The organism is Streptomyces sp. NPDC058683, assembly GCF_042716195.1.
In the GTDB taxonomy this organism is placed as follows: Bacteria; Actinomycetota; Actinomycetes; order Streptomycetales; family Streptomycetaceae; genus Streptomyces.
Window position 1 is genome coordinate 213,904 of the sequence record NZ_JBHXSK010000009.1, and the last position, 20,247, is coordinate 234,150.

The following is a 20,247-nucleotide window of genomic DNA, read 5'->3' on the forward strand; positions in this document are numbered from 1 at the left end:
CTCAGTTGATCTGCTTCCGGAATCACAGATAGCGGGGGTGCCTCAGATGATCTGGTTCGGCGCGAGGCGGCGTCGATAGAGTGTCGCCGTGCCGTATTCGCCGATGCCGCTTCATCTCAAAACCGCCCGGCTGACGCTGCGTCCGTGGACCGAGGAGGACATCGACGACCATCGCGCGCTCGTTGCCGAACGGGGCGCTGGAACGCAGTCATTTGAGGACAATCGGCGGGTGATCGAGGCTCAGGTCGCTGCGTCGGAGCTGACGGGGCTGGCCCTGCTGGTCATCAACCGCCGCGGTGCGGGTGACTTTATCGGGTATTGCGGGCTCACCGTGGGGCGGGCTTCCGTCGACGAGCCTGAGATCGCGTACGAGTTGCTCCGGCGCGTACACGGACAGGGATACGCGACTGAGGCGGCCTCCGCGGTCCTCGACGCCGCGATCACGACTGGGCGGAAGCGGCTTTGGGCGACGGTGCGTTCCTGGAATGCGCCGTCGTTCCGCGTCCTCGAAAAGCTCGGGTTCGAGCGTGACCATGTCTCGGCAGATGGCGGAGGCGAACTCGTATGGCTCACTCGCTCCCTGCCGTAAGAGGCATGCCAGTCGTTTGAATGCGACCGGACTAGCAGCTCCGGCGGACCAGATCGCCTGAGACCGAGACCAGGTCGACCGAGACGGGACAACCGCAGTAACCCTCCGCGACCGCTCCCCAAGATTTGTGCGGGGCTGTCCAGGACGACACCGACGCCGTGATCACACCAGACACGCCAAGATCGTCTCACCCGCGAACAGCCCCGCGGAACAGCCCTTGTATGGCGGAGGTGGGGGGTGGTGCACGGCAAAACATCTCCAGTCCCGAGCTGGCTGCCGGGGCCTGTCCGACCCACCCCCCATGGCCGCGAGTCCCTCACGATCTCCGTCCGGCCCATCACACCGCACCGTATCCCGGAGCACTGACAACACTGGCGGCACGCAGGCGAGTGCTACGGAGCACCGCCATGGCAGTCGGCTGCATCAGGCGACAAGCAGTTACGGGACAACCCTTAAGGACTCTCGCGTATGCGCAAGCTGCATCCCCAGGCGCCGGAAGGCGGCACCTGGGTTTGGATGCCGGAAGCCTTGTTCACGTTCGATCATCAGGCGAGTACAGTCGATTAAGCAGTCATCGACGAGCTGAGCCAGCGCCGCCGGGACAACGACCTGCGGCGCTTACAGGGGGCAACGGTGTACGTGGGAATGGCAATTGTAGCCGTGGCGTTCCTTCTGGCCGTTGCGATCACTGTTCTCGTGCCACGAGAGCGGCGGCGGGCGCGTCTCGCCCCCGACACGCGCCGCATCGAATCCGCAGCGGCCCGGAGGGCTTCACGACGCGCGCCGGCAGGTCCGTACCTTCGCCGATAGTCAAGGTGCCAGTGCCATAGGACGGGCAGTTCAGAGGGCAGCGACCGCAGAACGGCACGGGCGCCCGCTGAGCTTCACCCCAACCACGGGTTACGGGTGAGATGGTCTCGCTGCGGGTGGGGTGATCACGGCGTCGGAGCCGTCCTGGATAGGCCGGTTCACCGGGCTGAGCCCGCGTCAGTTCAGCAAGCCGATCACAGCGTTGTGGCGCGAGGGCGCCGCCCCGGTCGGTAAGGGAAGGACCTTGGAGTCTCACACGGCTCCTGCCCGTGCTGGACGCGATCCCACCGATCAGGGGGCTACGGGGACGGCCCCGCCGCAAGCGTCGGCATCTGTACGCCGACCGGGGCTACGACTTCGACAAATACCGTCGCCTACTGTGGAGACGCGGGATCAAGCCGACGGCCTGGTGGGGTGCCTGAACGCTCACGCGGGAGCAAGACATGGACGCTCATGCAAATGCCGGAAGCGGCCCGCCCCTCTGTCTCCACCGCCATCCCCGAAATCGTCCCGTTGCGACGGACTCCTTGACGTCCACTGACCGTCACTGATCACTAGGCTCACCGACCTGATGGTCGGCAGACCCATACCGTCAGGCCATCGAACTCAGCCGGTCCAGTTCGCTGCCGATCGCATCCCGCAGCACATCGTGTTGGGGGCCGAGCCCGAACCGCTCGTCACTCCAGCGGTCACGCGGATACAGCCACACCGGCTTGCCCACCAGCTCGGCCGGCTCCCACTCGAACCTCGGCCAGACGTGGGCATGCAGGAACGGGTCCGTGTTGCCGAGGATCTCCAGGTTGACTCGGCGGAAGCCGGCGTCCAGCCGTTGACAGGCCCGCTCAACGGCTTCTCCCAGTTGGTCCATGTCGGACAGAAACGACAGTCGCTTGGCCCTCGGCAGGTCAGACAGCCGCTGAACACCCGGTTCGTCTGCGAGGAGAACCGAGTACCCGGGCAGGAACTGGACGTCGCCGATCACCGCGAAGCCAGACTCGAGTCGCCGCAGCACAGTCGGGTTCTCTCCCCGTAGAGCAGCCCCGATCCGGTCCGTCCGCCACTCACCGCTCATGGACCAAGCCTACCCATGGGTGATCAGGACGTTCTCTTCGCTCCCCACGGTCCTCACTCGCCTCGAGGACTAACCAAGTGAGACAAGGAGCGGCCCCGGCCGATTTCAAGGTTCTGCTCGCAGTTCCGTGAATCTCCAGGCCAACGAAGTGAGCGGGGGATCGTTTCGGCAGAGTCCCGGCATGACGGGTGAGATGGCCGAGGCCGTGCTGCTCCCCGGGATCGATGTGCGAGTGGAGCGCGTCAGCGACTCCTCCGACGTCCTGTGGTTGAGGCGGTGTCCGCCGTTCGCCCCGGACGGTGCCCGAACTGCCGGAAACAGGAGAGACGCACACACAGCACGTATCAACGCGGCCTGGATGAGACGCCGTTGGGATTTCGCCGGGTCCAAAGTCCGACAGCGGGTTCGACGGTACTTCTGTGACCCGAAGAGTTGTGCCCGCGAGACGTTCGTCGACCAGGTGCCGGGTCCGTCCGAGCGGCACCGTTGCTCCAGCACCGGGCTGACAGGCTGGCTGCGGTCGATCGCGATCGAGCTCGGCGGCCGTCCGGTCGCGCGGTTGTGCCCGTCTGCGGCTGGTCGCGGGCTGGACCCGGCTGCTCAGGCTTTTGACGGCGCCGGCGGTCCCGCCCGGGCGTTCGCCGATCTCGTCCGTCACCGGCGGGGATACCTGCTGCTGGAGTGGATCCTGCGGGCCGAGCAGAACGCACTGAAGCCCATGAAGGGCTTCGCCGGCTTCCTCCGTCAGGACCTTGACGCCGTTACCGCCGGCCTGACCCTGTCCTGGAGCTCCGGGGTCGTCGAAGGAAACGTAAACCGGGTGAAACCGCTCAAGTGGGCCATGTACGGGCCAGCCCTCGTTCGAACTTCTCCGGGTCCGGATCCTCACTCAGCCATGACCTTCACGGACTGCGGGCAGGGCCGTTTCACAGCTCTGATCGGATTTTTGTGAATCCGCCGGCGCAGGAAGCACACAGCGGGAAGCGGCCAGGTTAGTACTCCAGCCGCACTTCGTGATCAGGTGATGGTCCAGATTTCTCCCCTCCGGCGGGGCGGGCCAGGAACCGGTCATTCCTCGTCGGTGGCGTCTGGGTCACGCAGCGGACGCAGGCCGTCGGACAGGTTGGGGAGCTGGAAGGAGTGCCGGCCGAGCATCGCTCCGTCAGCCGTTCACCTGGGCCGACGTCGGCTCAATTCACGAGCTGACGCGCGTGTGTTCCTCGCCCCCGGGGCGCGGGTGATCGCATGACCACTCGAATCGCAGGACGGAATCCTGGTATGCCAGGATCTGCTGCTGTGACGGATGACGACCCTCTCACCGGCCTGGACGATGTGCCCTGGGCCGAGCTGCAGCACTCCTACGGCATGGCCGACGACGTCCCCGGACACCTCCGGGCGATGCAGGCGGGGGTCTGGGATGGCCGGTACCCGCCGAGTGCGCAGCTCGCGAACCATATCGTGCACCAGGGCACGCGATCGCAGGCTGCAGCGTACACCGTTCCGTTCCTTGTGCGGATGGCACTCGACCCGAGATTGGTCAACAGGCATCGGTTCGTCGGTCTGCTGGTCGCCATCGCGATCGGGCTGGACAACAACTATCTGCCGAACGGCTATGACCCTCGGGAAGACCGCGCCTCCCTGGCGGATATACGCGGCGAAGCCGGCGACTGGGCTCAGTGGATCGACGAAGCGGCGGACGATGAGCAGAGCAAACAGCGCGAGGGGAGCTGCGCGCAAGTGCTCATCGACGCCGAAGCGGTGGTGCGTTCGTATGACGCCGTCCGCGAAGCACTTCCCGCACTCGCCGTCCTGCTGACCTCGGACAGCCCTGAACTGCGGGCCAAGACAGCGAACTTGCTGGCGTGGTTCCCCGAGTCCGCGGCAACGTCGATTCCGCTCTTGAAGGCATTCATCGCCGATGAAGACTCGCCCGGCGCGGCGGCGACGGGAGTCGTCGCACTCGGCCTGCTCGGCGAACCGGCGACCGTCCCCTTCATCCGGCGCTACCTGGACAGTCCTATCGTCGAGCTGCGTTGGGCCTCCGCCTTCGCATTGACGCGATTCGGCATCGCCGACCCGGCCGTCGTCGACGTGCTGACACAGGTCGTCGCCCGGCCGCCTGAGAAGACCGAGACCATGTCGTTCCTGAGCGGCTCCTACATGAGTCTCGCGGCGATGGCCCTGGCCGAAACATCCGAAGCCACGACGCTCCGGGCGGTCGATGCCATGCTGGTCGGCCTGGCTGACTGTAGGGGCGTCGAGGCGTTCGACGACAGGTACTACACGGCGGAGACGCTGTTCAGGCTGGTTTTCCCGGACGATCCCGCCGAACCGCCGCAGTCCTTCGGCGACCTGAGCAACGTGCAGCAGCGTGTCGTGCGCTTCGTCGCCGACCAGGACGTGGCTGGCTGGCCATCCGGTGGGATGGACGCTTTCCGTCGGTGGAAGGTGCCGACCAGGCACTCTGACCTGCGCGTCTACGCCGGGATTGTCCAGGCTGGCCAATAGGCTGGCGCCCGACGCGTCGCCATGCTCACGCTGGCCTTCCTGGCCCGCCCCGCAGACCCAACCCGGGCCGCCCGCAACCGCACCCCGATGGACCTGACCCTCTCCCAGATCCGCCGACTCATCGGCATGCTGCTCGTGCCGCCTACGCGGACCCCCACCACGCTGCTGCACTGGTCCACCTGGCGCAGACACCACCCGGCCGCCGCCAGACGCAACCACTATCAGCGACGACTCACCACCGAGACCACCTGATCACGAAGTGCGGCTGGAGTATTAGGAGGGGGGTTGCCAGCCGGCCCAGGTGGCCGCACCCCTGCAGTGTGACCTGTCAGTGCCGGACGAGACAGAACGGGTGACCTGCCGGATCAGCGAAGATGCGCCAACTCCGCTTTCCGTCGCCCTCATCGAGCAGTGTGGCGCCCAGAGCGAGGACGCCTCCCTGAGCTTGGTCCAGGTCCTCGACCCCCAGGTCGAGGTGGAACTGCTGGGGCCGAAGGGGATCCGGCCACCGCGGTGGCTGATGGTCTTCCACCCGCTGGAAGGCCATCACGAACCCGCCATCGGTGTGGAGTGTCGCCCACCTGTCGCCGAGCGACCACCGCGGATCCGGCTGGTTCGCCACGCCACCGAGAAGCGACTGGTAGAACCGGGACAGCTCACCGACATCGGCACAGTCCAACACCACACACTGCAGCTTGGCGATCATGCAGGGCAGCGTAGAGCAGCATCGCGCACCGGTCTCAAACGAGCCTGATCACGATCAACAACTGGAGTAGGGCCGGAGGTCGTAGAGGTAGGAGCGGTCGTTCTTGAAGCTGCGCCAGACGGTGGCCGGGGGCTCGGGTTCATCAGCGTGGCTACTGAGGGGACGGGCGGTCACGAGGCCGTCAGCGATCTCGCAGTGCCAGCCGTCGGTCGGTGACCAGACACACCACACGTTCCCGTCCGTTCGGCGGTAGGCGGGGCGACCGTAGTGCTCGCCGTCGCGCTCGAAGTGGTAGCAGAGCCCATCGATGTGGCGCACGAAGGTGAACGATGCGAGTGCCGTCATACCTTCGGCACTGTATGGGACGACGCTGCTGCGGCAAAACCGTCAAGCGCGGCTCTGGTGGGGTCTCGCTGGGTGGAGTCTCATGCCTTGTCGGCGGGGAAGAAGGTGTCCGCGATCTGCACGAGCTGGTCGTCACTCAGCTGTGCGGGAACCCATCCACGAAGGCGTGCGTGATCGACGAATCGGTTATCGAGGGGGACGTGGTACCGCTCGACGTAGTGGGCAAGGTCGGTGTGCCAGAACCACTCACCGTCGGTGAGAAGGTGAAGGCTGTCGATGAACTCCTTGGTGAGACTGAGGAAGTCGTAGACGGCTGATCCAGTAGCGGCAATCACGCTGTCGGCACGCAGGTATCGCACAAGGTCCTCCTCGTGCGGGTCACCTTCGCTGCGCACGGCAGCGATCAGGGAGGGTCCCTCCGGATTCCCGTGCTTCAGTTCCCTGAACTCGCCGAGGAAGCGGTCTGCGTGTGGGTACTCACTGGTCACCGCCAGGAGCGTAGTCGATCAGATGTCCGACACTGTCGGGCTGGACAGGCTTGCCCGGCCTGGAAGATCTGTGAGGGCGGGCCGGGTTTGCCCCGGAGTGCTGCAACCCTCGGTGCACCCCCTCGGCTCCACGGTGGAGCCAACGGTGCAGCCCACCCTTCAGCCCACCAAGGAAGCAACCCGCTGTCCACGGCGGGCCGCGCGGTGCGGACAGCGCCGCGCGGAATAGGACCCCCGCCGCCCCATTCCCCTCGCCCGCCGCTCTCCGATTCTCTGTCCACCCACTACCTTCACCAGGTCCAGGGCGCGGGGAGTAGACGTGGAGGGGATGGGGGATGTCAGCACCCCGACTATGCCCGAAAACACGTGGTGGCCTGCACCGATCCGGGGAGATCGTCCGAGCTCGCGCAAGAGATGTCTCAAGAGATATCGCGAGATGTTGCGCCCAGACGGGCGCGGTCGCACCGGGCACGCTCCAGTGCTCTGCCCTGGCGCCGGAACTCCGCCCGCGCGGCCGGCGCTGCCACGGCCGCCCGCGACCAGTACGGGTGCCAGCGCAGCCGTACCGACAGGACTACAGGCGCCGGCGCAGCACCGTCGTACGGGACGGGCGGGGCACGGCGAGCGCGTCGTAGATGCGGTACCAGGCGGCCTGCAGCCGCACCAGGTCGTGGGGGAGGTCAACACGGCCTATACCCCCAAGTGAGACACGTGTTTGATTTGCGTGCCAAGTAGAACCCTTACGTTCTCACTGGACCGTCCTTGCGCTCCAGCAAAGGCGACAAGAGAAGGAGCGTCACAAGCGAACCGGACTACGACACAACCTCGTTAGGAGCCGAGGTTGTGGAGGCGGGCGATGCCGAGTACGGCGTGGTGAACCCCTTCGCCTTTCAGGCGGCAGTCGTGGAGGATCTGACTCGAAAATGGCTGCGCGAGGGCAGGGTTGATCGCCCCGGCCGTAGGGCTGGAGTGCGGGAGATCAGGCGGGTGTGAGGCCGGAGGTGTCGACCCCGAGGACACTCGGCTCGGCGATGAGGTGTTGCTGCCGTCGCTTGACCTGGTGTGGGTGCTGTTGCCAGTGGCTGGGGCCAAGGTCCTGGTAGTCGGCGTCGTTGGTGAGCATGTGCCAGGTGGCGATGACGATCTTGTGCATGACGGCGACGAGTGCGCGCCTCTTGAACCATGCGTCTGATCAGACGGCGGTTGTGAGCGTTGAGGTAGGTGCCCTTGGTGCGTGCCGAGGCGGCGGTCGCATCGCCGAGGGCACCTTCAGCCAGACGTTGCTGTGGGTCGTGGCGTCTGAGTAATTTCGGCCGGTTGACCGGTTGTTCCCAGGTGCCACGGTCCTCCAGCTTGCCAGAGCGGCCGCGGTGGAGAGCCGCGTCATGTTGGCGCCTGTCTCGGCGATCACGGCCTGTGCGAGTCGAGTTGAGACACCGGGGATGGTGGCCAGGAGATCGTGCTGTTGGCGCAAGGCGCAGTTTCGGTATCGATGCGCTGATCGAACGCGGCGATCTGCCCGTCGATGTAATCGATGTGAGTCAGAGCCTGGGACGTCAAGAAGGCATGATGGTCTTCGAAGCGGCCGGTCAGAGCCTTGCGGAGATCCGTCACAGGCTCCGCCGACCAGCAGTCATCTGAGCGTGCGTGAAGCGTGGGTGAGGTCAGAAGGAGTGGTGGGAGGGAGAAGGAAACCAGATGGTTCACCTCCCTCCTGTAAGCGTCATGTCGCTGCATTCGCACTGCCTTGTGAGGCGTCTTCCTTGGAATGCGGCTTCAGGACGCCCCGCCCACGCGTACGGTCCATCTCCCGCCATTCCGGCCGCAGTCCCGCCAGATTCGTGGTGAGGAAGTACACGGCGCCGCAGGCGACCAGTACCGGCACGAGTCCGACAGCGGTCACCGCCGCCCCGGCGAGCAGCCCGCCGAGAGGGATACCGGCCCAGGCCAGTGAGTCACCGAGCGCGTTGACCCGGCCCAGCATCCGGCGCGGCACCCGCTCGACGAGGACGGCCCCCAGCACTGGGTTGAGGAAGCCGGCACCGAATCCGCTGACCGCGAAGACGGCTAGTACCACCCCCAGCCGCGCATCGAAGGCGAGGATCAGGAACCTCGGTGCTCCGACGAGCAGGAACCCGGTGAGAACCACCACCCGCCGCCGCAGCCGGTGCGCGACCACCGCGGCGATCAGGCTCCCGCCGACCGCCGCGGCCCCCATCACGCTGCCCATCAGACCGATCGCGGTCGGCCCGTTGCCGGACTCCCTGGCCCAGACGGGTACGAGCACCGAGGTGAACGCCGCGTCCAGCAGGTTGGTGATGCCGACCGTCACGATGACGGTGAGCAGCAGCGGCTCGCCGCGCAGGAAGGTGAAGCCCTCGCCGAACCGCTGCCAGTAGCCCGGTCCCGTCTCCCCGGCCGGCGAGGGGGCTTCCTCGACCGCGTGCCCCGTGCCGCGAGGCAACGCGAGTTTGATGATCACCGATCCGAGGGCGAAGCAGCCCGCGTTGACGGCGAGTCCGGTCAGGGGACCGAGCAGCGCCACCAGGGATCCACCGACCGCCAGGCCGACGGTGGAGGCGAGCCGCTCGGTCACGCCGGCCAGACCGGTGGCCCGCTCCAGCGGCACTCGGCCGCGCTCGGCCGCCTCCGGAACCATCACCTCCTTGGCCAGGTCGCCGGGGCCCCGGGCCGCGCCGATCAGCGCGACCAGAGCCAGCAGGAGCGGAAAGGAGAGCAGGTCCAGGGAGTGGAGCAGGGGAACCGCGGCGGCGGCGGTCGCGCTGGCCAGATCGGTGGTCCAGGAAACGACCCGTGGGCCGATCCGGTCCACCACAGGTCCGGTGAACGCCTTGACCACCACGTAGGGAGTCATCTCGCAAAAGGCGACCAGTCCGGTCTGGGTAGCGCTGCCGGTTGTGACGAGGACGAACCAGGGCAGTGCCACAACGGAGATCCGCGTGCCGGTCAGTGACACGGCCATGGCCGCCAGCACCCCGCCCAGCGGCCGTAAGGACCTCTTGCCGGGTATGTCGCCGGCCTCCGAGGCGTCGTCGGTCATGACGTCGGGCTTCCTTCCTCTTCCTGAGGGCCGGAAGGGAACGACGGCGCGGCAGGCGCGTCCAGTTCGGGCAGGATCTGCGTGATCACGGCGACCCGTTCGGCTCCCTCGGGGGCACTGGCCGCCGTCTCCGGCGCGTCTCGCCGGTAGCGTGCGATGACTTCCGCCAACTCCCGGTACAGGGCGGCGGCTTCCTCGGGCGTGAGCCGCAGGGCCCAGTCGCTCATGTCGAAGGTGTTCCGCCATGCGCGAGGCATCGTCTGAAGCATGTTCAGGGTCTGCTGCGTGCGCAGGGTGTAGATGGCGGCGATGGACTGCTGGTACGCCAGTGCGGCCTCGGGCTCCCGCTCGGCCAGCTCCGGATCGCTGAACCAGGTCGTCCGGTGCACCGAACGCCACCAGCGCTCTCGCGCATTGCCGCGTTCGGTGTCCTCCTCGACGAAACCTGCCGCTCCGAGCTGCCGGAGGTGGTAGCTGGCCGTACCGGAATTCACTCCCAGCCGCTCCGCGAGGCGGGTGGCCGTCGACGGGCCGTACTTCCGCAGCAGCCCGACCAACTGGACGCGCACCGGATGCGCCAGGGCACGCAGCCCCTTGGCATCCAGGACAACCGAATCCTCTTCAACGTTCGGGCCATCCGGCCTCTCCACCGCATCAGCCATGCGACACACGGTAGTCCGCAAAGAGTTCTTCGCAAAGAGTTCTTCGCGAAGAATCCTTTGCGGTTCAGCTCGCTTGCCAAGTGCCGCTGCTCATCTGTCGTTACCGCCGCCGACCTCGCCGTCCTACACGCACGGACAGCCCTGCTTCGCCGGCTGGCGCCCGCTGCTGCGGGGAAGCCCTAGTCTGCCTCTGTTTGGAACACCAAAGCTTTCAAGGATGCGGTGGCGCAGACGCCGGCCGAGCTTGCTCGTCTCGGCGATTGTGTCGGTGTGAAGCAGCAACGCATGGGGGCGAGTTCCGAGAGCGATTGAGGATGTTCGCCTACCGAAGTGTCGATGAGTTCCAGCGACACTTGGTGGCTTGTCGCCCTTGCTCGGTGGCCGTTGTCGAGGGCGAATCCCGGGTGCGGCGGGGCATGGTCCCGTGGTGGGATGCGCCGCATGAGCGACGCGCTGCATGCCCGTATCGAGCAGTACTACGCCACCGTTCCGTTGCTGTTCTCTGAGGCCGAGGAGTTCGGTTCCTTGCGGCTGTTCGTGCGAAGGAGACCAGGTGCGCCGTACTACGGCGGCCCTAGCCATGCTCAGCCCACCGTTGGGAGGTCGGCCGTGACCGCCGTTGACATCGCCCGGGTGCGGGCTCGGCAGCGCGAACTCGGCGTGCCGGAGGCTTTCGAGTGGTTGGCCGAGGCGGTTCCGACGCTGCGTGCGAGCATCGAGGCCGTTGGCCTGCCGGTGGCGGAACGCCCGCTGATGGCTCTGGACCCGCGCCGACAGGTTGGTCCACAGCCGTTGCCGGACGGCGTGGAACTACGTGCGCTGACGGCCGATGATCCCGCTTTGCCCACAGCTCTGGCTGTTCCCCGCCTGGCCTTCGCCAAGGAGGGCACCGCGGTGGGCTCGGCAGGTCGCGAGGAACTGGCGGTGGCAGCCGCGGAACTGACCGAGGACGGCACCGTGGCAGCGGTCCGCCCCACGATCCGTGCCGGGCGTAAAACGCTCATCGCTGCTCTCGCTTCGGACGGCACCCCACTTGCGGTCGGCCATTACCACCCAGCCGGCGGCACCACCGAGATCGGCGGCATCGGCACCCTTCCCGTCGCCCGGCGCCAGGGCTTGGCCGCGGCCGTCACGGCGGCCCTGATCAGCCACGCTCGCGACCACGGGGTGAGTACGGTCTTCCTCGCCTATGCGGACGACGCCGTCGCTCGGATCTACTCCCGCCTGGGCTTCCGCCCGGCCGGCAGCACCCTTCTCATCGCCAACCAGCCCGCACGATCGTAAGTTCGCAGGTTGGGGAAGGCAGACCTGTTTGGGACGAAGGGTGATCGGGGCCGTCAGGTTGCGGCGGCTTGTTCTGCCTCGGCGTGGGTGTGGGCGAGGCGGTGGGAGTCGGTGCCGGTTTCGATCGTCGTGCCGTTGAAGGTGAGTCGGTCGACGATGGCCGCGCAAAGCCGGGGATCTGGGAAGGTCTTGGTCCAGCTTCCGATGTCGCAGGAAGGGTGTCGCCAACACTCTCACCGTGCTGAAGCCGATCCGTGCGGCCCGCCCGGACGGCGCCCCGATCTGCGTGATCCTTGACAACCTGTCCGCCCACAAGGGCGCCGACATCCGCCGATGGCGAAGAAGAACAAGGTCGAGTTGTGCCTCACCCCGACCTACGCCTCGTGGGCGAACCCGATCGAGGCACACTTCGGACCGCTGCGGCAGTTCACCATCGCCAACTCGCACCACCCCAATCGCACCGTGCAGATCCGGGCCCTGCATGCCCATCTGTGCCGGCGCAACACCAATGCCCGCCACCGCGACGTCCTGGCCGCCGCACGACGTGAACGCGCCCGCGGCCGCAGCGAGAAAGGCATCCGATGGGGTGGCCGACCCCTGTCAGCGGCGGCCTGAGCCGGCTGGGAAGTGAGTCACCGAGGTCGTTCGGTGGCGTTTGCCCGATAGTGCTCCAGCACGCCGATGGACAGTGCCGATGCGGCCATCAGCCCGAACACGATCGAGCTCGAACCACCGCCGTGCTCCCGCTCCCAGATACGGAATCCGACCAGCAGCACAACGACTCCGAGCAGCACGACCTGTATCCACCTGATGGCGACGGCCCGCGGGTCGTGGCCATCAGCGTTGCTGTCCCCTCTACGCACCGAAGCTCCTCTGCTCCTTCAGCGCGCTGACTGTACTGGTGCAGGGAGCCATCAGTACGACCCAACCCGGTGAACCTTGGCGGTGACAGCAGATGCCTCGTGAGCGCCTACGACGGCAATGACCCTCTCCAGCACTCACGAGGCATCGAGAGGCATCGAACGGTCAGGAGTAGGCATTCCACTGCTGGGAATTGCCACCGGTGCACTTGACGAGCGTGACGTGGGCGATGGTCCCCGACCCCTCGCCAAGGCAGGTCTTGGTCACGTTGTTGATCAGCTCGACGCCCGCGGCGGTGGCGTACACATTCCACAGGGCTGCCGGGTCGCTGGACGAACAAGGCTTCATCGTTGCCTGGCCGTTGCGGGCGACCAGACACAGCCTGTCACCCGCGTTCTGCCGCAGTTCGGAGAGCTGACCGATGGCGTTGTTCATCAGCCAGGTCTGGTACGCGCCCTCGTTGCACCCTGTCGCGTAGGGCCCGTAGTCGGCCCGGAAATCCAGGCAATCGTTCGTGGCCACGTTCTGCAGATGCCAGTAGCCCGACGACGCGTTCGCCGGCGCGGTACCCAGTCCCCAACCCAGCACGACGGCCGCACCCACGGCGGCAACCTTCTTCATCAACGCGGTCCCCCTCGGCTTGTTCCGGCGTAGTTGAGCGCCTCCGAACAGTAAACAGGGGATGCCAGTCGGAATGTGTGCCAACGGCCGAAATATTTACACCGACGGTTTGCTGCTGCCATCACGCGGTGCGCAGACCGGGCAGACTTCAGCTCATGGGCTTGGTGTCCACCTGCACGTCGTACTTGGCGTTGCTGCCCTCGACCGAGCTGATCGTGGCGGTGAGGCCGTTCAGCCGTTCGGGTGCCAGCACGCGCGGCGGAGTCCATCCCGGCATTCACGTACACCCTGCGGGGGCCGGCCGGCGTCATCACCGACTTGTCGACGTACCGGAACGGAGCTTGCTTCAGTAATCCGGCTTCCAGTGACCACGTCACCCACTGGTCCAGCGCCGCCACCGACCGGTTCCACGTCCCCACCGACACAGCACCCGGCCCGCCACACCACAACCGCACCCGCTCATAGGCCCGCAGGTCATCGCCGCCGCACGCCCAAATCGACTTGCTGTAGCCAGGATTTGCCACTGGCCAATTGACCGGCGACCGGCGGGTCGGCAAGAGCAGTCGGCACTGATAAGGGTGGGTTCTCCCGGAGCCGAGCTGTCCGTCATCGACGAACTCCGACCTGGGAGAGGTCCGCGAATTCCGGGGGAGGGCGGCCTACCGGGATGTGGGATGTCCGGGGGGTCGGGTGTGGTCGGTTGCGGCCCGGGTATCGCCGGCTTGGTCAGGGGCGTTCATGCTGGCGAGCAGGCGTAGGCGTTCTTCGGAGGGGCTGCCCGGCTGTGTGTGGTAGGTGATCAGGGTTTGCCCTTCGGCGCCCGGGATCAGCAGCTTTTCGTAGTGCATTTCCAGTGGGCCGACCTGGGGGTGACGGAGCAGGGTGATGCCGGTGGTCTTGTGCTTGACGTCCTGCCGGGCCCAGAGGGTGCGGAAGCGTTCGCTGCGCAGGGAGAGTTCGCCGACGATCTCGACAAGGCGCGGGTCCTCGATGTCCGCGCCGACGACCGAGCGCAGGTACGGGACGACCCGGGCGGTCATGTCCTCCCAGTCCTGATGGAGTTCCCGCATCTCCGGTTCCAGGAACGCGGCCAGGATGCCGTTGCGTCCCGGTGCGTTGAACGGTGAGAGGGCGATGGCGAGGCTGTTGGCGGCCAGGACGTCCATGTACGTGCCGTGGACGTACGCCGGGGTCAGTGGCCAGGAGTCGATGAGCGTGCGGATGCCCTCGCTGACCTTCTCCGTCTTGCGGGACCGTCTGCGGCGCGGGCTCTTGCGTGTGGCGATCTCCAGCAGGTAGGCCGTCGCCTCGTCATCCAGTTGCAGGGCGCCGGCGATGCTGCGCAGGACCTGCTCCGAGGGGTTCCTGTCGCGGCCCTGCTCCAGGCGGTTGTAGTAGTCGGAACTGATCCCGGCGAGGAAGGCGACCTCCTCGCGGCGCAGGCCCGGGACGCGCCGGTTGCCCGTGTCCCGGGCGTCATCGGGCTGGACCAGTTCCCTGCGGGCGCGCAGATACCGGCCCAGTGCGTTCGCATCTCCGGCGGGTGTCATCTTGCCAGCGTACGGGCGTGTTCCGGGCTCATGGGTGGCCCTGCCAGTCCCAGTCTCAACCCGTCCTGGTGCGCCCCACAGCGCTCGGCGCAGTCTGACAGTGCAATACGAACGACCGGAGGAATGCGTCATATGTCCAAGATCTTCACCACCCCGTACAACCGCGCCAGCACCGCCTCGGAGGTGATCGAAGGCGTCGACCTGTCCGGCAGGCGGGCGATCGTCACGGGGGCCAACTCGGGCATCGGCGTCGAGACCGCCCGCGCTCTGGCGGCCCGCGGCGCCGAGGTCACTCTCGCCGTCCGCCGCCCGGAAGCAGGCGAGCAGGTCGCGGCCGACCTGCGCAAGGCCACCGGGAACGACGCGATCCACGTCGCCCGCCTGGACGTGGCCGACCTGGACTCGGTGCGGGCGTTCACCGCCGCCTGGCAGGGCCCGCTGCACATGCTGATCAACAACGCCGGCATCATGATGCCGCCGGAGCTCGAGCGGGGCATCGCCGGGCACGAGCAGCAGTTCGCCACCAACTATCTGGGGCACTTCGCCCTGACCCTGGGGCTGCACCGCGCTCTCGCCGACGGCGACGGGGCGCGCCTGGTCTCGGTCTCCTCCTCTGGCCACCTCTACTCGCCGCTGGTCTTCGACGACATCGACTTCCGCTTCCGCCCGTACGACGCGCTCGCCGCCTACGGCCAGTCCAAGACCGCCGGGGTCCTCCTCGCCGTCGAGGCGCAGCGCCGCTGGTCGGGCGACGGAATCACGGCCAACGCCCTGCACCCCGGTGCCATCGCCACCAACCTCCAGCGCCACACCGGAGGCCTGCGGACCCCCGAGCCCTACCGCAAGACCGTCGAGCAGGGCGCCGCGACGACCGTGTTCCTCGCCGCTTCCCCGCTGGTCGAAGGGGTCGGCGGCCGTTACTTCGAGGACGTCAACGAAGCGCCGCTCGTCCACGCCCGGCCCGCCGAACTGGGCGTCCCCGGCGTGGCCCCCTATGCGTTGGACCCGGAGAACGCCGAGCGCCTGTGGGAGCTGGCAAGCGACATCGTCCGCTGAACGGTCAAAGGGCGCCGGTCCCCGTTTCCCACCCGAAGCATCAGGATCAACGAAAGAACATCGCAATGACGACGACGATAAGCAGGGTCGGTTTCATCGGTCTCGGTGACCAGGGCGGGCCCATGGCGGAAGCCATCGGCGAGCGCGGCTTCGAGCTGCACGTGTGGGCGCGGCGCCCGGCATCGCTCTCGGCGGTGGAGAGCGTCCCGCACACCGTGCACGGCACCGTGGCGGAGCTGGGGGCGTCCGCCGAGCTGATCGGGCTGTGTCTGCGCGACGACGCGGACATCTGGGATGTGCTGGACGGTCAGGGGCTGCTGGCCGCCATCGCCCCCGGGACGATCATCGTCAACCACGGCACCGGCGACCCCGCCGAGGCGGTCCGGCTCGGCGAACACGTGGCGCAGGCCGGGGGTGTCTACCTCGACGCACCCGTCAGCGGCGGCAGCCCCGGCGCCCGTGCCCGCACCCTCACCACCTTCGCCGGGGGATCCGAGGACGCGTTCGAGACGGCCCGCCCCGTGTTCGACACGTTCAGCGACACCGTCACGCTGATGGGACCGGTCGGCGGAGGTCAGTTCGCCAAGCTGTTCAACAACGCGCTGACCATCACCAACATGAAGAACGCCGAGGACGTCCTCGGCCTGGCGGCGCAGGTCGGCCTGGACCTCCCCGCGCTGATCGACGTGATCGACGCCAGCAGCGGCGGCAGCGCCGCGCTGCGCTCCCTCGGCAGGGACGTCACCCCGGAGCTGGCCGAGCACGTGCACCTGCTCATGGAGAAGGACATGCACCACTTCGCCGACGCCGTGCGGGCCGGTGGCGGGGGCGACCCCTCCGAGGTGCTCCAGCGCGGTCTGGCCGGCGCCGTCGGCCTCGTCGGGACTGCCCGTATGGTCGCCCGTGCCCGGCAGGCCGCGGGGCGCGAGGGGGATGGGGCGTGACCGGCGCGCTCCCGGCGACCAGTCGCGCCGCTGCCCTGATCGCCCCCGGCCGGCCGCTGGAGCTGCTCGACGTGGAGATTCCCACGGTCATCGAACGGGACGCGCTGCTGGTCCGCATGACCTCGGCAACCCTGTGCGGCACCGACGTACACGTTGCGGACGGCGCCGCCGGTGGCGTCGGCGCCGCTCTCCCTCTCATCCTGGGGCACGAGATGGTCGGCCGGATCGTCGCCTTCGGAGACGGTCCGCGCACCGACTCGCTCGGCCGGCCCCTCACCGAGGGCGACCGCATCGTGTGGACCCACGGCATGTGCGGCCGCTGTCGGGCCTGTGTCCTCGACCGCGAACCCAGCCTGTGCGAGAACCGGCGTCGGTACATGAGCGAGAGCGCTCGCACGTATCCGTTCCTGAACGGCGGCTTCTCCGAGTACGGATACGTGTACCCCACCGCGGGCCGGGTCCGGGTCCCGGATGACGTGCCGGACGCGCTGGCCGCCGCCTCGGCGTGCGCGCTGCGCACGGTGATACACGGTTTCGAGCGTCTTGGCCGGATCGCCGCGACCGACACCGTCGTGGTCCAGGGCGCCGGACCGGTCGGACTGTTCGCGGTGGCCAAGGCGGTCGCCGAGGGAGCGGGCCGGGTCATCGTGATCGGCGGACCCGCTGCGCGACTGGAGGTCGCCGCCCAGTGGGGCGCCGACGTGTGCATCGACGTGGCGGAGGTCACCTCCGGCAGGGAGCGATCAGCGCTCGTGAAGGACCTGACGGACGGCAGGGGAGCCCCGGTCGTGCTGGAGATGTCCGGCATCCCGGCCGCTTTCGCCGAGGGCATCGACATGCTCCGGCCCGGTGGCCGCTACCTCGTCGTCGGCCAGGCCCACCAGCGCACCGTCGACTTCAATCCCAGCGTGATCATGCACAAGCAGGCCACGTTGATCGGGTCCCGTTCCGCGGGCGTCGACCACTACTGGAAGGCCCTGGAGTTCCTCCGTGCCAACGCGGACCGCTTCGCCTGGGACGCCCTGCTGTCGCACCGGTACCGGCTCGACGAGATCAACGAGGCGTTCGAGGCGATGCGCACGTGGAGTGAGATCAAGCCCGTCATCGCATTCGATCAGGCTTGAGGGACGGAGCATCTCATCGCCACCGTGAGACACGCACGGCCCGCCCCCGGCCCAACGGAAAGAGGGGTACGGAGGCGGGCCGCCGGCCTTCTTGTGATCACTCTCGTGGGCGCCATGGTCAGCAGCCTGGGCGCCCCCCTCATCCCCGCGATCGCCCGGTCCACGCACGTATCCCTGGCCTCGGCTCAGTGGACACTCACCATCACCGTGCTCGTCGCGGTGGCGGTCACCCCGGTGATGGGCCGGCTCGGCGACACCCGTCACCGGCGCACCGCTGTCCTGACGGCGCTCGCGCTCGTCACCGTCGGCTCGGTCATCGCCGCCCTGGGGACCTCGAACTTCGCCGCGCTCCTGCTCGGGCGTGCCCTGCAAGGTACTGGGCAGGGCCTGGCACCGATGACCATCGCCGCCGCCAGTGACTCCTTCACCGACGAACGCAGAACCCGTGTCATCGCGGCCCTCTCGATCGCCAACGCAGCGGGCATCGGGCTCGGCTACCCCCTGACCGGGCTCCTCGCCCAGGGGCTCGGCGTCTCCGGCGCCTACTGGTTCGGCGCTGCGGTCACAGCGGCGGCGATGGCCACCGCGACGGCCGTCATACCCGCCCCTCGCGACCGCCCGCCGACCCGGGTCGACGTGCCCGGTGCCGTGCTGTTCGCCGTACCCGTCACCGCACTGATCCTCGCGACCTCGGAGGGGGACCACTGGGGCTGGACCTCACCGGCCGTCCTGGTCCTGATCGGCGTGGCCCTGCTCGTCGGTGCCGGCTGGGCACGGTACGAGATCCGCACCCCGCAACCCCTGGTCGACCTCGGCCAGCTCCGCATACGGCCAGTGCTCAGCGCACACATCACCGTACTTCTGGCCGGGATCGGCATGTATCTGCTGCTGTCTCTGAGCACCCGCCTGATTCAGGCTCCGGTGAACACCGGAGGCCTCGGCCAATCCGCCGCGGTGGCCGGCCTGCTGCTGCTCGCGCAGGCCCTCGGCAGCCTCGCCGCCGGGTGGATCACCCTCCGGCTCGCCACGTGGCTGCCGACACGGTGGACATTGCCCCTGGCCGGTGTGGTGATGACGGGGGCGATGGCGCTGTTCGCCCTCTGGCGGCACAGCATGCCGGGGCTCGTCACCGCGATGCTCGTGGCAGGCATCGGCATCGGCATCGTCTTTTCCACGGCTCCCGGACTCATCGTGGACAACATCGGCGGCGAACAACACGGCAGCGCACTCGGCTTCAACCAGGTCTGCCGCTACGTCGGCTACGGCTTCGGCAGTGTCCTGACCGCCGTCGTCCTGGCAGCCGGCACCCCTCACGGATCCGCCTATCCCAACGACCGCGGTTACGTCACGGCAGCCGGCACCGGGATGGCCATCTGGCTGCTGGTCGCCATCGTGAGCGCCGCCACCGGGCGCCGGCGCCCCGCACAAGCCTCCCAAGGAGAGAACCCGTGACCGCGAAACCCGCACCCGGCCAGCTGATACGACTGGGAGACCTGACCGTCCACTTCCTTCCCGACGGCGTCATCCGCGCCCACCCCCTGCAGGCCTATCCCGCCCACGTCCACCACGCGCAGGAATCCGGCCTCGACCTGCTCGACGAGCAGGGCATGCTGGTGCTCAGCGTCGGCGCCCTCCTCGTCGAGACCCCTCACGCGCGGGTGCTCATCGACGTCGGGATCGGGCCACGCACCATCGCCATCCCCTCCCCGGACCCCGCACTACCCGCAGGCGTGATGGTCGGCGGGCAACTGCTGGACAGCCTCACGAGGGTCGGCTTGCGGCCGGACAGCATCGACGCGGTCCTCCTGTCCCACCTCCACGCCGACCACGTCGGCTGGCTCACCTCCGACAACACCAGTGCCCGGCCCACATTCCCCAACGCCGAGTACTTCGTCGGGGCCGGCGAGTTCGAGTTCTGGGGGCAGGCCGCCAACATGGCCCGTCCGACGGCGCCGACCCCGGAGCAATACGACGTCATCGCTTCACGCAGGCGCGACCTGCACACCGGCGACGAACCCCGCCCCGGGATCGAAGCGCTCCTCACACCCGGGCACACCCCGGGACACGTGAGCTTCGCCCTGCACGGCGGCGGCGCACAGCGCGCGATCGTCGTCGGCGACGCCATGCACACGGTGGCCGAGACCCTGTATCCGGACATGTGCTGGACCGGCGATCTGGACCCCGAGACCGCAACAGCCTCACGGCACGCGCTCGTCGCCGAACTCTCGCGGTCCGACTCCCTCACGATCGGGCCCCACTTCAGCGGAACGGTATTCCCCGCACGCGGCTGAAGGCAGGAAACCGGCCGGAGGGCTACAGCGAGGCCGTGGCCTCACCACCCCCACGCCATTCACGATTCCGCTCCCACCCGTGCGCCCACGTACAGGCGCTGACCAGTGCTTAGCCTCGATCTTGCATGACGGCCCGTCGGTCTCTCCGGCGGCCCGTTCCTCTGATGCGGGCTGGTTGTGCGGATGGTGGTGGCCCGGCTGTCGTGTCGGGTGCGCGCCGGGTTCCACTGCTCCGGTGGGGTGATGCCGTCCGCAGCGACTCGCAGGGGCTCGAA

At 67.9% G+C, this 20,247-nt stretch carries 22 protein-coding genes and 4 pseudogenes; 12 read left to right on the forward strand and 14 right to left on the reverse strand.

The features are described from left to right. Positions 1-103 precede the first annotated feature (103 nt). Positions 104-589: a GNAT family N-acetyltransferase gene (locus ACFWXC_RS12350; protein ID WP_384477310.1), complete on the forward strand. Its 486-nt coding sequence runs from the start codon at positions 104-106 to the stop codon at positions 587-589. A 931-nt stretch (positions 590-1,520) separates the two neighbouring features. Then, positions 1,521-1,800 (forward strand): annotated as a pseudogene (locus tag ACFWXC_RS12355) (hypothetical protein); the annotation flags it as partial. 191 nt (positions 1,801-1,991) lie between these two features. On the opposite strand, the gene ACFWXC_RS12360 reads toward ACFWXC_RS12355, so the two are convergent. Next, positions 1,992-2,471, reverse strand: coding sequence for an HIT family protein (locus ACFWXC_RS12360; RefSeq protein WP_384477190.1), 480 nt, complete (start codon positions 2,469-2,471; stop codon positions 1,992-1,994). Positions 2,472-2,652: 181 nt separating this feature from the next. Here ACFWXC_RS12360 and ACFWXC_RS12365 point away from each other — a divergent pair, with 181 nt between their 5' ends. The 3 genes from ACFWXC_RS12365 to ACFWXC_RS12375 all read left to right on the forward strand — a co-directional run bounded on the left by ACFWXC_RS12365 (position 2,653) and on the right by ACFWXC_RS12375 (position 5,231). Continuing rightward, positions 2,653-3,423 carry a hypothetical protein gene (locus ACFWXC_RS12365; protein ID WP_384477193.1) on the forward strand — a complete coding sequence of 257 codons (771 nt, stop codon included), beginning with the start codon at positions 2,653-2,655 and terminating at the stop codon, positions 3,421-3,423. A gap of 344 nt (positions 3,424-3,767) precedes the next feature. Next, positions 3,768-4,979 (forward strand): HEAT repeat domain-containing protein, encoded by a 1,212-nt coding sequence (locus tag ACFWXC_RS12370; protein ID WP_384477196.1) that lies wholly within the window; start codon positions 3,768-3,770, stop codon positions 4,977-4,979. A gap of 21 nt (positions 4,980-5,000) precedes the next feature. After that, a complete protein-coding gene (locus ACFWXC_RS12375; RefSeq protein WP_384477198.1) occupies positions 5,001-5,231 on the forward strand; it encodes a hypothetical protein in 231 nt (76 codons plus the stop codon). 76 nt (positions 5,232-5,307) lie between these two features. Here ACFWXC_RS12375 and ACFWXC_RS12380 read toward each other — a convergent pair whose 3' ends face one another. From ACFWXC_RS12380 to ACFWXC_RS12415, 8 genes and pseudogenes are all read right to left on the reverse strand, one after another. Continuing rightward, entirely contained in the window at positions 5,308-5,685 is a 378-nt protein-coding gene (locus tag ACFWXC_RS12380) for a VOC family protein (RefSeq protein ID WP_384477201.1), read from the reverse strand. A gap of 54 nt (positions 5,686-5,739) precedes the next feature. Further along, positions 5,740-6,030, reverse strand: a complete 291-nt coding sequence (locus ACFWXC_RS12385) for a hypothetical protein (protein WP_384477204.1) — start codon at positions 6,028-6,030, stop codon at positions 5,740-5,742. A gap of 80 nt (positions 6,031-6,110) precedes the next feature. Further along, positions 6,111-6,518: a hypothetical protein gene (locus ACFWXC_RS12390; protein ID WP_384477207.1), complete on the reverse strand. Its 408-nt coding sequence runs from the start codon at positions 6,516-6,518 to the stop codon at positions 6,111-6,113. 828 nt (positions 6,519-7,346) lie between these two features. Further along, a pseudogene (locus tag ACFWXC_RS12395) lies at positions 7,347-7,430 on the reverse strand (IS5/IS1182 family transposase); the annotation flags it as partial. A 67-nt stretch (positions 7,431-7,497) separates the two neighbouring features. Continuing rightward, a complete protein-coding gene (locus ACFWXC_RS12400) occupies positions 7,498-7,671 on the reverse strand; it encodes a hypothetical protein (protein WP_384477210.1) in 174 nt (57 codons plus the stop codon). Positions 7,672-7,710: 39 nt separating this feature from the next. Then, complete coding sequence (locus tag ACFWXC_RS12405; protein WP_384477213.1) at positions 7,711-7,992, reverse strand: transposase; 282 nt, start codon at positions 7,990-7,992, stop codon at positions 7,711-7,713. A 249-nt stretch (positions 7,993-8,241) separates the two neighbouring features. Next, the gene (locus ACFWXC_RS12410) at positions 8,242-9,579 is read right to left on the reverse strand and encodes an MFS transporter (protein WP_384477215.1); all 1,338 of its coding nucleotides are present in this window, start codon (positions 9,577-9,579) and stop codon (positions 8,242-8,244) included. Next, a complete protein-coding gene (locus ACFWXC_RS12415) occupies positions 9,576-10,241 on the reverse strand; it encodes an ArsR/SmtB family transcription factor (protein WP_384477218.1) in 666 nt (221 codons plus the stop codon). The genes ACFWXC_RS12410 and ACFWXC_RS12415 overlap by 4 nt, the downstream gene beginning before the upstream one ends. A gap of 432 nt (positions 10,242-10,673) precedes the next feature. On the opposite strand from ACFWXC_RS12415, the gene ACFWXC_RS12420 reads away from it, so the two are divergent. After that, positions 10,674-11,525 (forward strand): GNAT family N-acetyltransferase, encoded by an 852-nt coding sequence (locus ACFWXC_RS12420; RefSeq protein ID WP_384477221.1) that lies wholly within the window; start codon positions 10,674-10,676, stop codon positions 11,523-11,525. A 53-nt stretch (positions 11,526-11,578) separates the two neighbouring features. Here ACFWXC_RS12420 and ACFWXC_RS12425 read toward each other — a convergent pair. Continuing rightward, positions 11,579-11,722, reverse strand: a pseudogene (locus tag ACFWXC_RS12425) (AAA family ATPase); the annotation flags it as partial. A gap of 11 nt (positions 11,723-11,733) precedes the next feature. Here ACFWXC_RS12425 and ACFWXC_RS12430 point away from each other — a divergent pair. Then, a pseudogene (locus ACFWXC_RS12430) lies at positions 11,734-12,140 on the forward strand (transposase); the annotation flags it as partial. 17 nt (positions 12,141-12,157) lie between these two features. Here the strand turns inward: ACFWXC_RS12430 and ACFWXC_RS12435 are convergent. The 4 genes from ACFWXC_RS12435 to ACFWXC_RS12450 form a co-directional block, all read right to left on the reverse strand. After that, entirely contained in the window at positions 12,158-12,388 is a 231-nt protein-coding gene (locus ACFWXC_RS12435; RefSeq protein ID WP_384477224.1) for a hypothetical protein, read from the reverse strand. A 163-nt stretch (positions 12,389-12,551) separates the two neighbouring features. Beyond that, positions 12,552-13,007, reverse strand: a complete 456-nt coding sequence (locus tag ACFWXC_RS12440) for a ricin-type beta-trefoil lectin domain protein (RefSeq protein ID WP_384477228.1) — start codon at positions 13,005-13,007, stop codon at positions 12,552-12,554. Between the two features lie 148 nt (positions 13,008-13,155). Further along, positions 13,156-13,284, reverse strand: coding sequence for a hypothetical protein (locus tag ACFWXC_RS12445; RefSeq protein WP_384477231.1), 129 nt, complete (start codon positions 13,282-13,284; stop codon positions 13,156-13,158). 382 nt (positions 13,285-13,666) lie between these two features. After that, positions 13,667-14,557: a helix-turn-helix transcriptional regulator gene (locus ACFWXC_RS12450; RefSeq protein ID WP_384477233.1), complete on the reverse strand. Its 891-nt coding sequence runs from the start codon at positions 14,555-14,557 to the stop codon at positions 13,667-13,669. Positions 14,558-14,689: 132 nt separating this feature from the next. Between ACFWXC_RS12450 and ACFWXC_RS12455 the strand changes: the two genes are divergently transcribed. From ACFWXC_RS12455 to ACFWXC_RS12475, 5 genes are all read left to right on the forward strand, one after another. Further along, positions 14,690-15,613, forward strand: coding sequence for an SDR family NAD(P)-dependent oxidoreductase (locus tag ACFWXC_RS12455; protein WP_384477236.1), 924 nt, complete (start codon positions 14,690-14,692; stop codon positions 15,611-15,613). Between the two features lie 65 nt (positions 15,614-15,678). Next, positions 15,679-16,557 (forward strand): NAD(P)-dependent oxidoreductase, encoded by an 879-nt coding sequence (locus tag ACFWXC_RS12460; RefSeq protein ID WP_384477239.1) that lies wholly within the window; start codon positions 15,679-15,681, stop codon positions 16,555-16,557. Further along, the gene (locus ACFWXC_RS12465) at positions 16,554-17,681 is read left to right on the forward strand and encodes a zinc-binding dehydrogenase (RefSeq protein ID WP_384477242.1); all 1,128 of its coding nucleotides are present in this window, start codon (positions 16,554-16,556) and stop codon (positions 17,679-17,681) included. The genes ACFWXC_RS12460 and ACFWXC_RS12465 overlap by 4 nt, the downstream gene beginning before the upstream one ends. A gap of 93 nt (positions 17,682-17,774) precedes the next feature. Next, complete coding sequence (locus ACFWXC_RS12470; protein ID WP_384477245.1) at positions 17,775-19,133, forward strand: MFS transporter; 1,359 nt, start codon at positions 17,775-17,777, stop codon at positions 19,131-19,133. Further along, positions 19,130-19,972 carry an MBL fold metallo-hydrolase gene (locus ACFWXC_RS12475; protein ID WP_384477248.1) on the forward strand — a complete coding sequence of 281 codons (843 nt, stop codon included), beginning with the start codon at positions 19,130-19,132 and terminating at the stop codon, positions 19,970-19,972. Before ACFWXC_RS12470 ends, ACFWXC_RS12475 begins: the two co-directional genes overlap by 4 nt. The last annotated feature ends 275 nt before the right edge of the window (positions 19,973-20,247 follow it).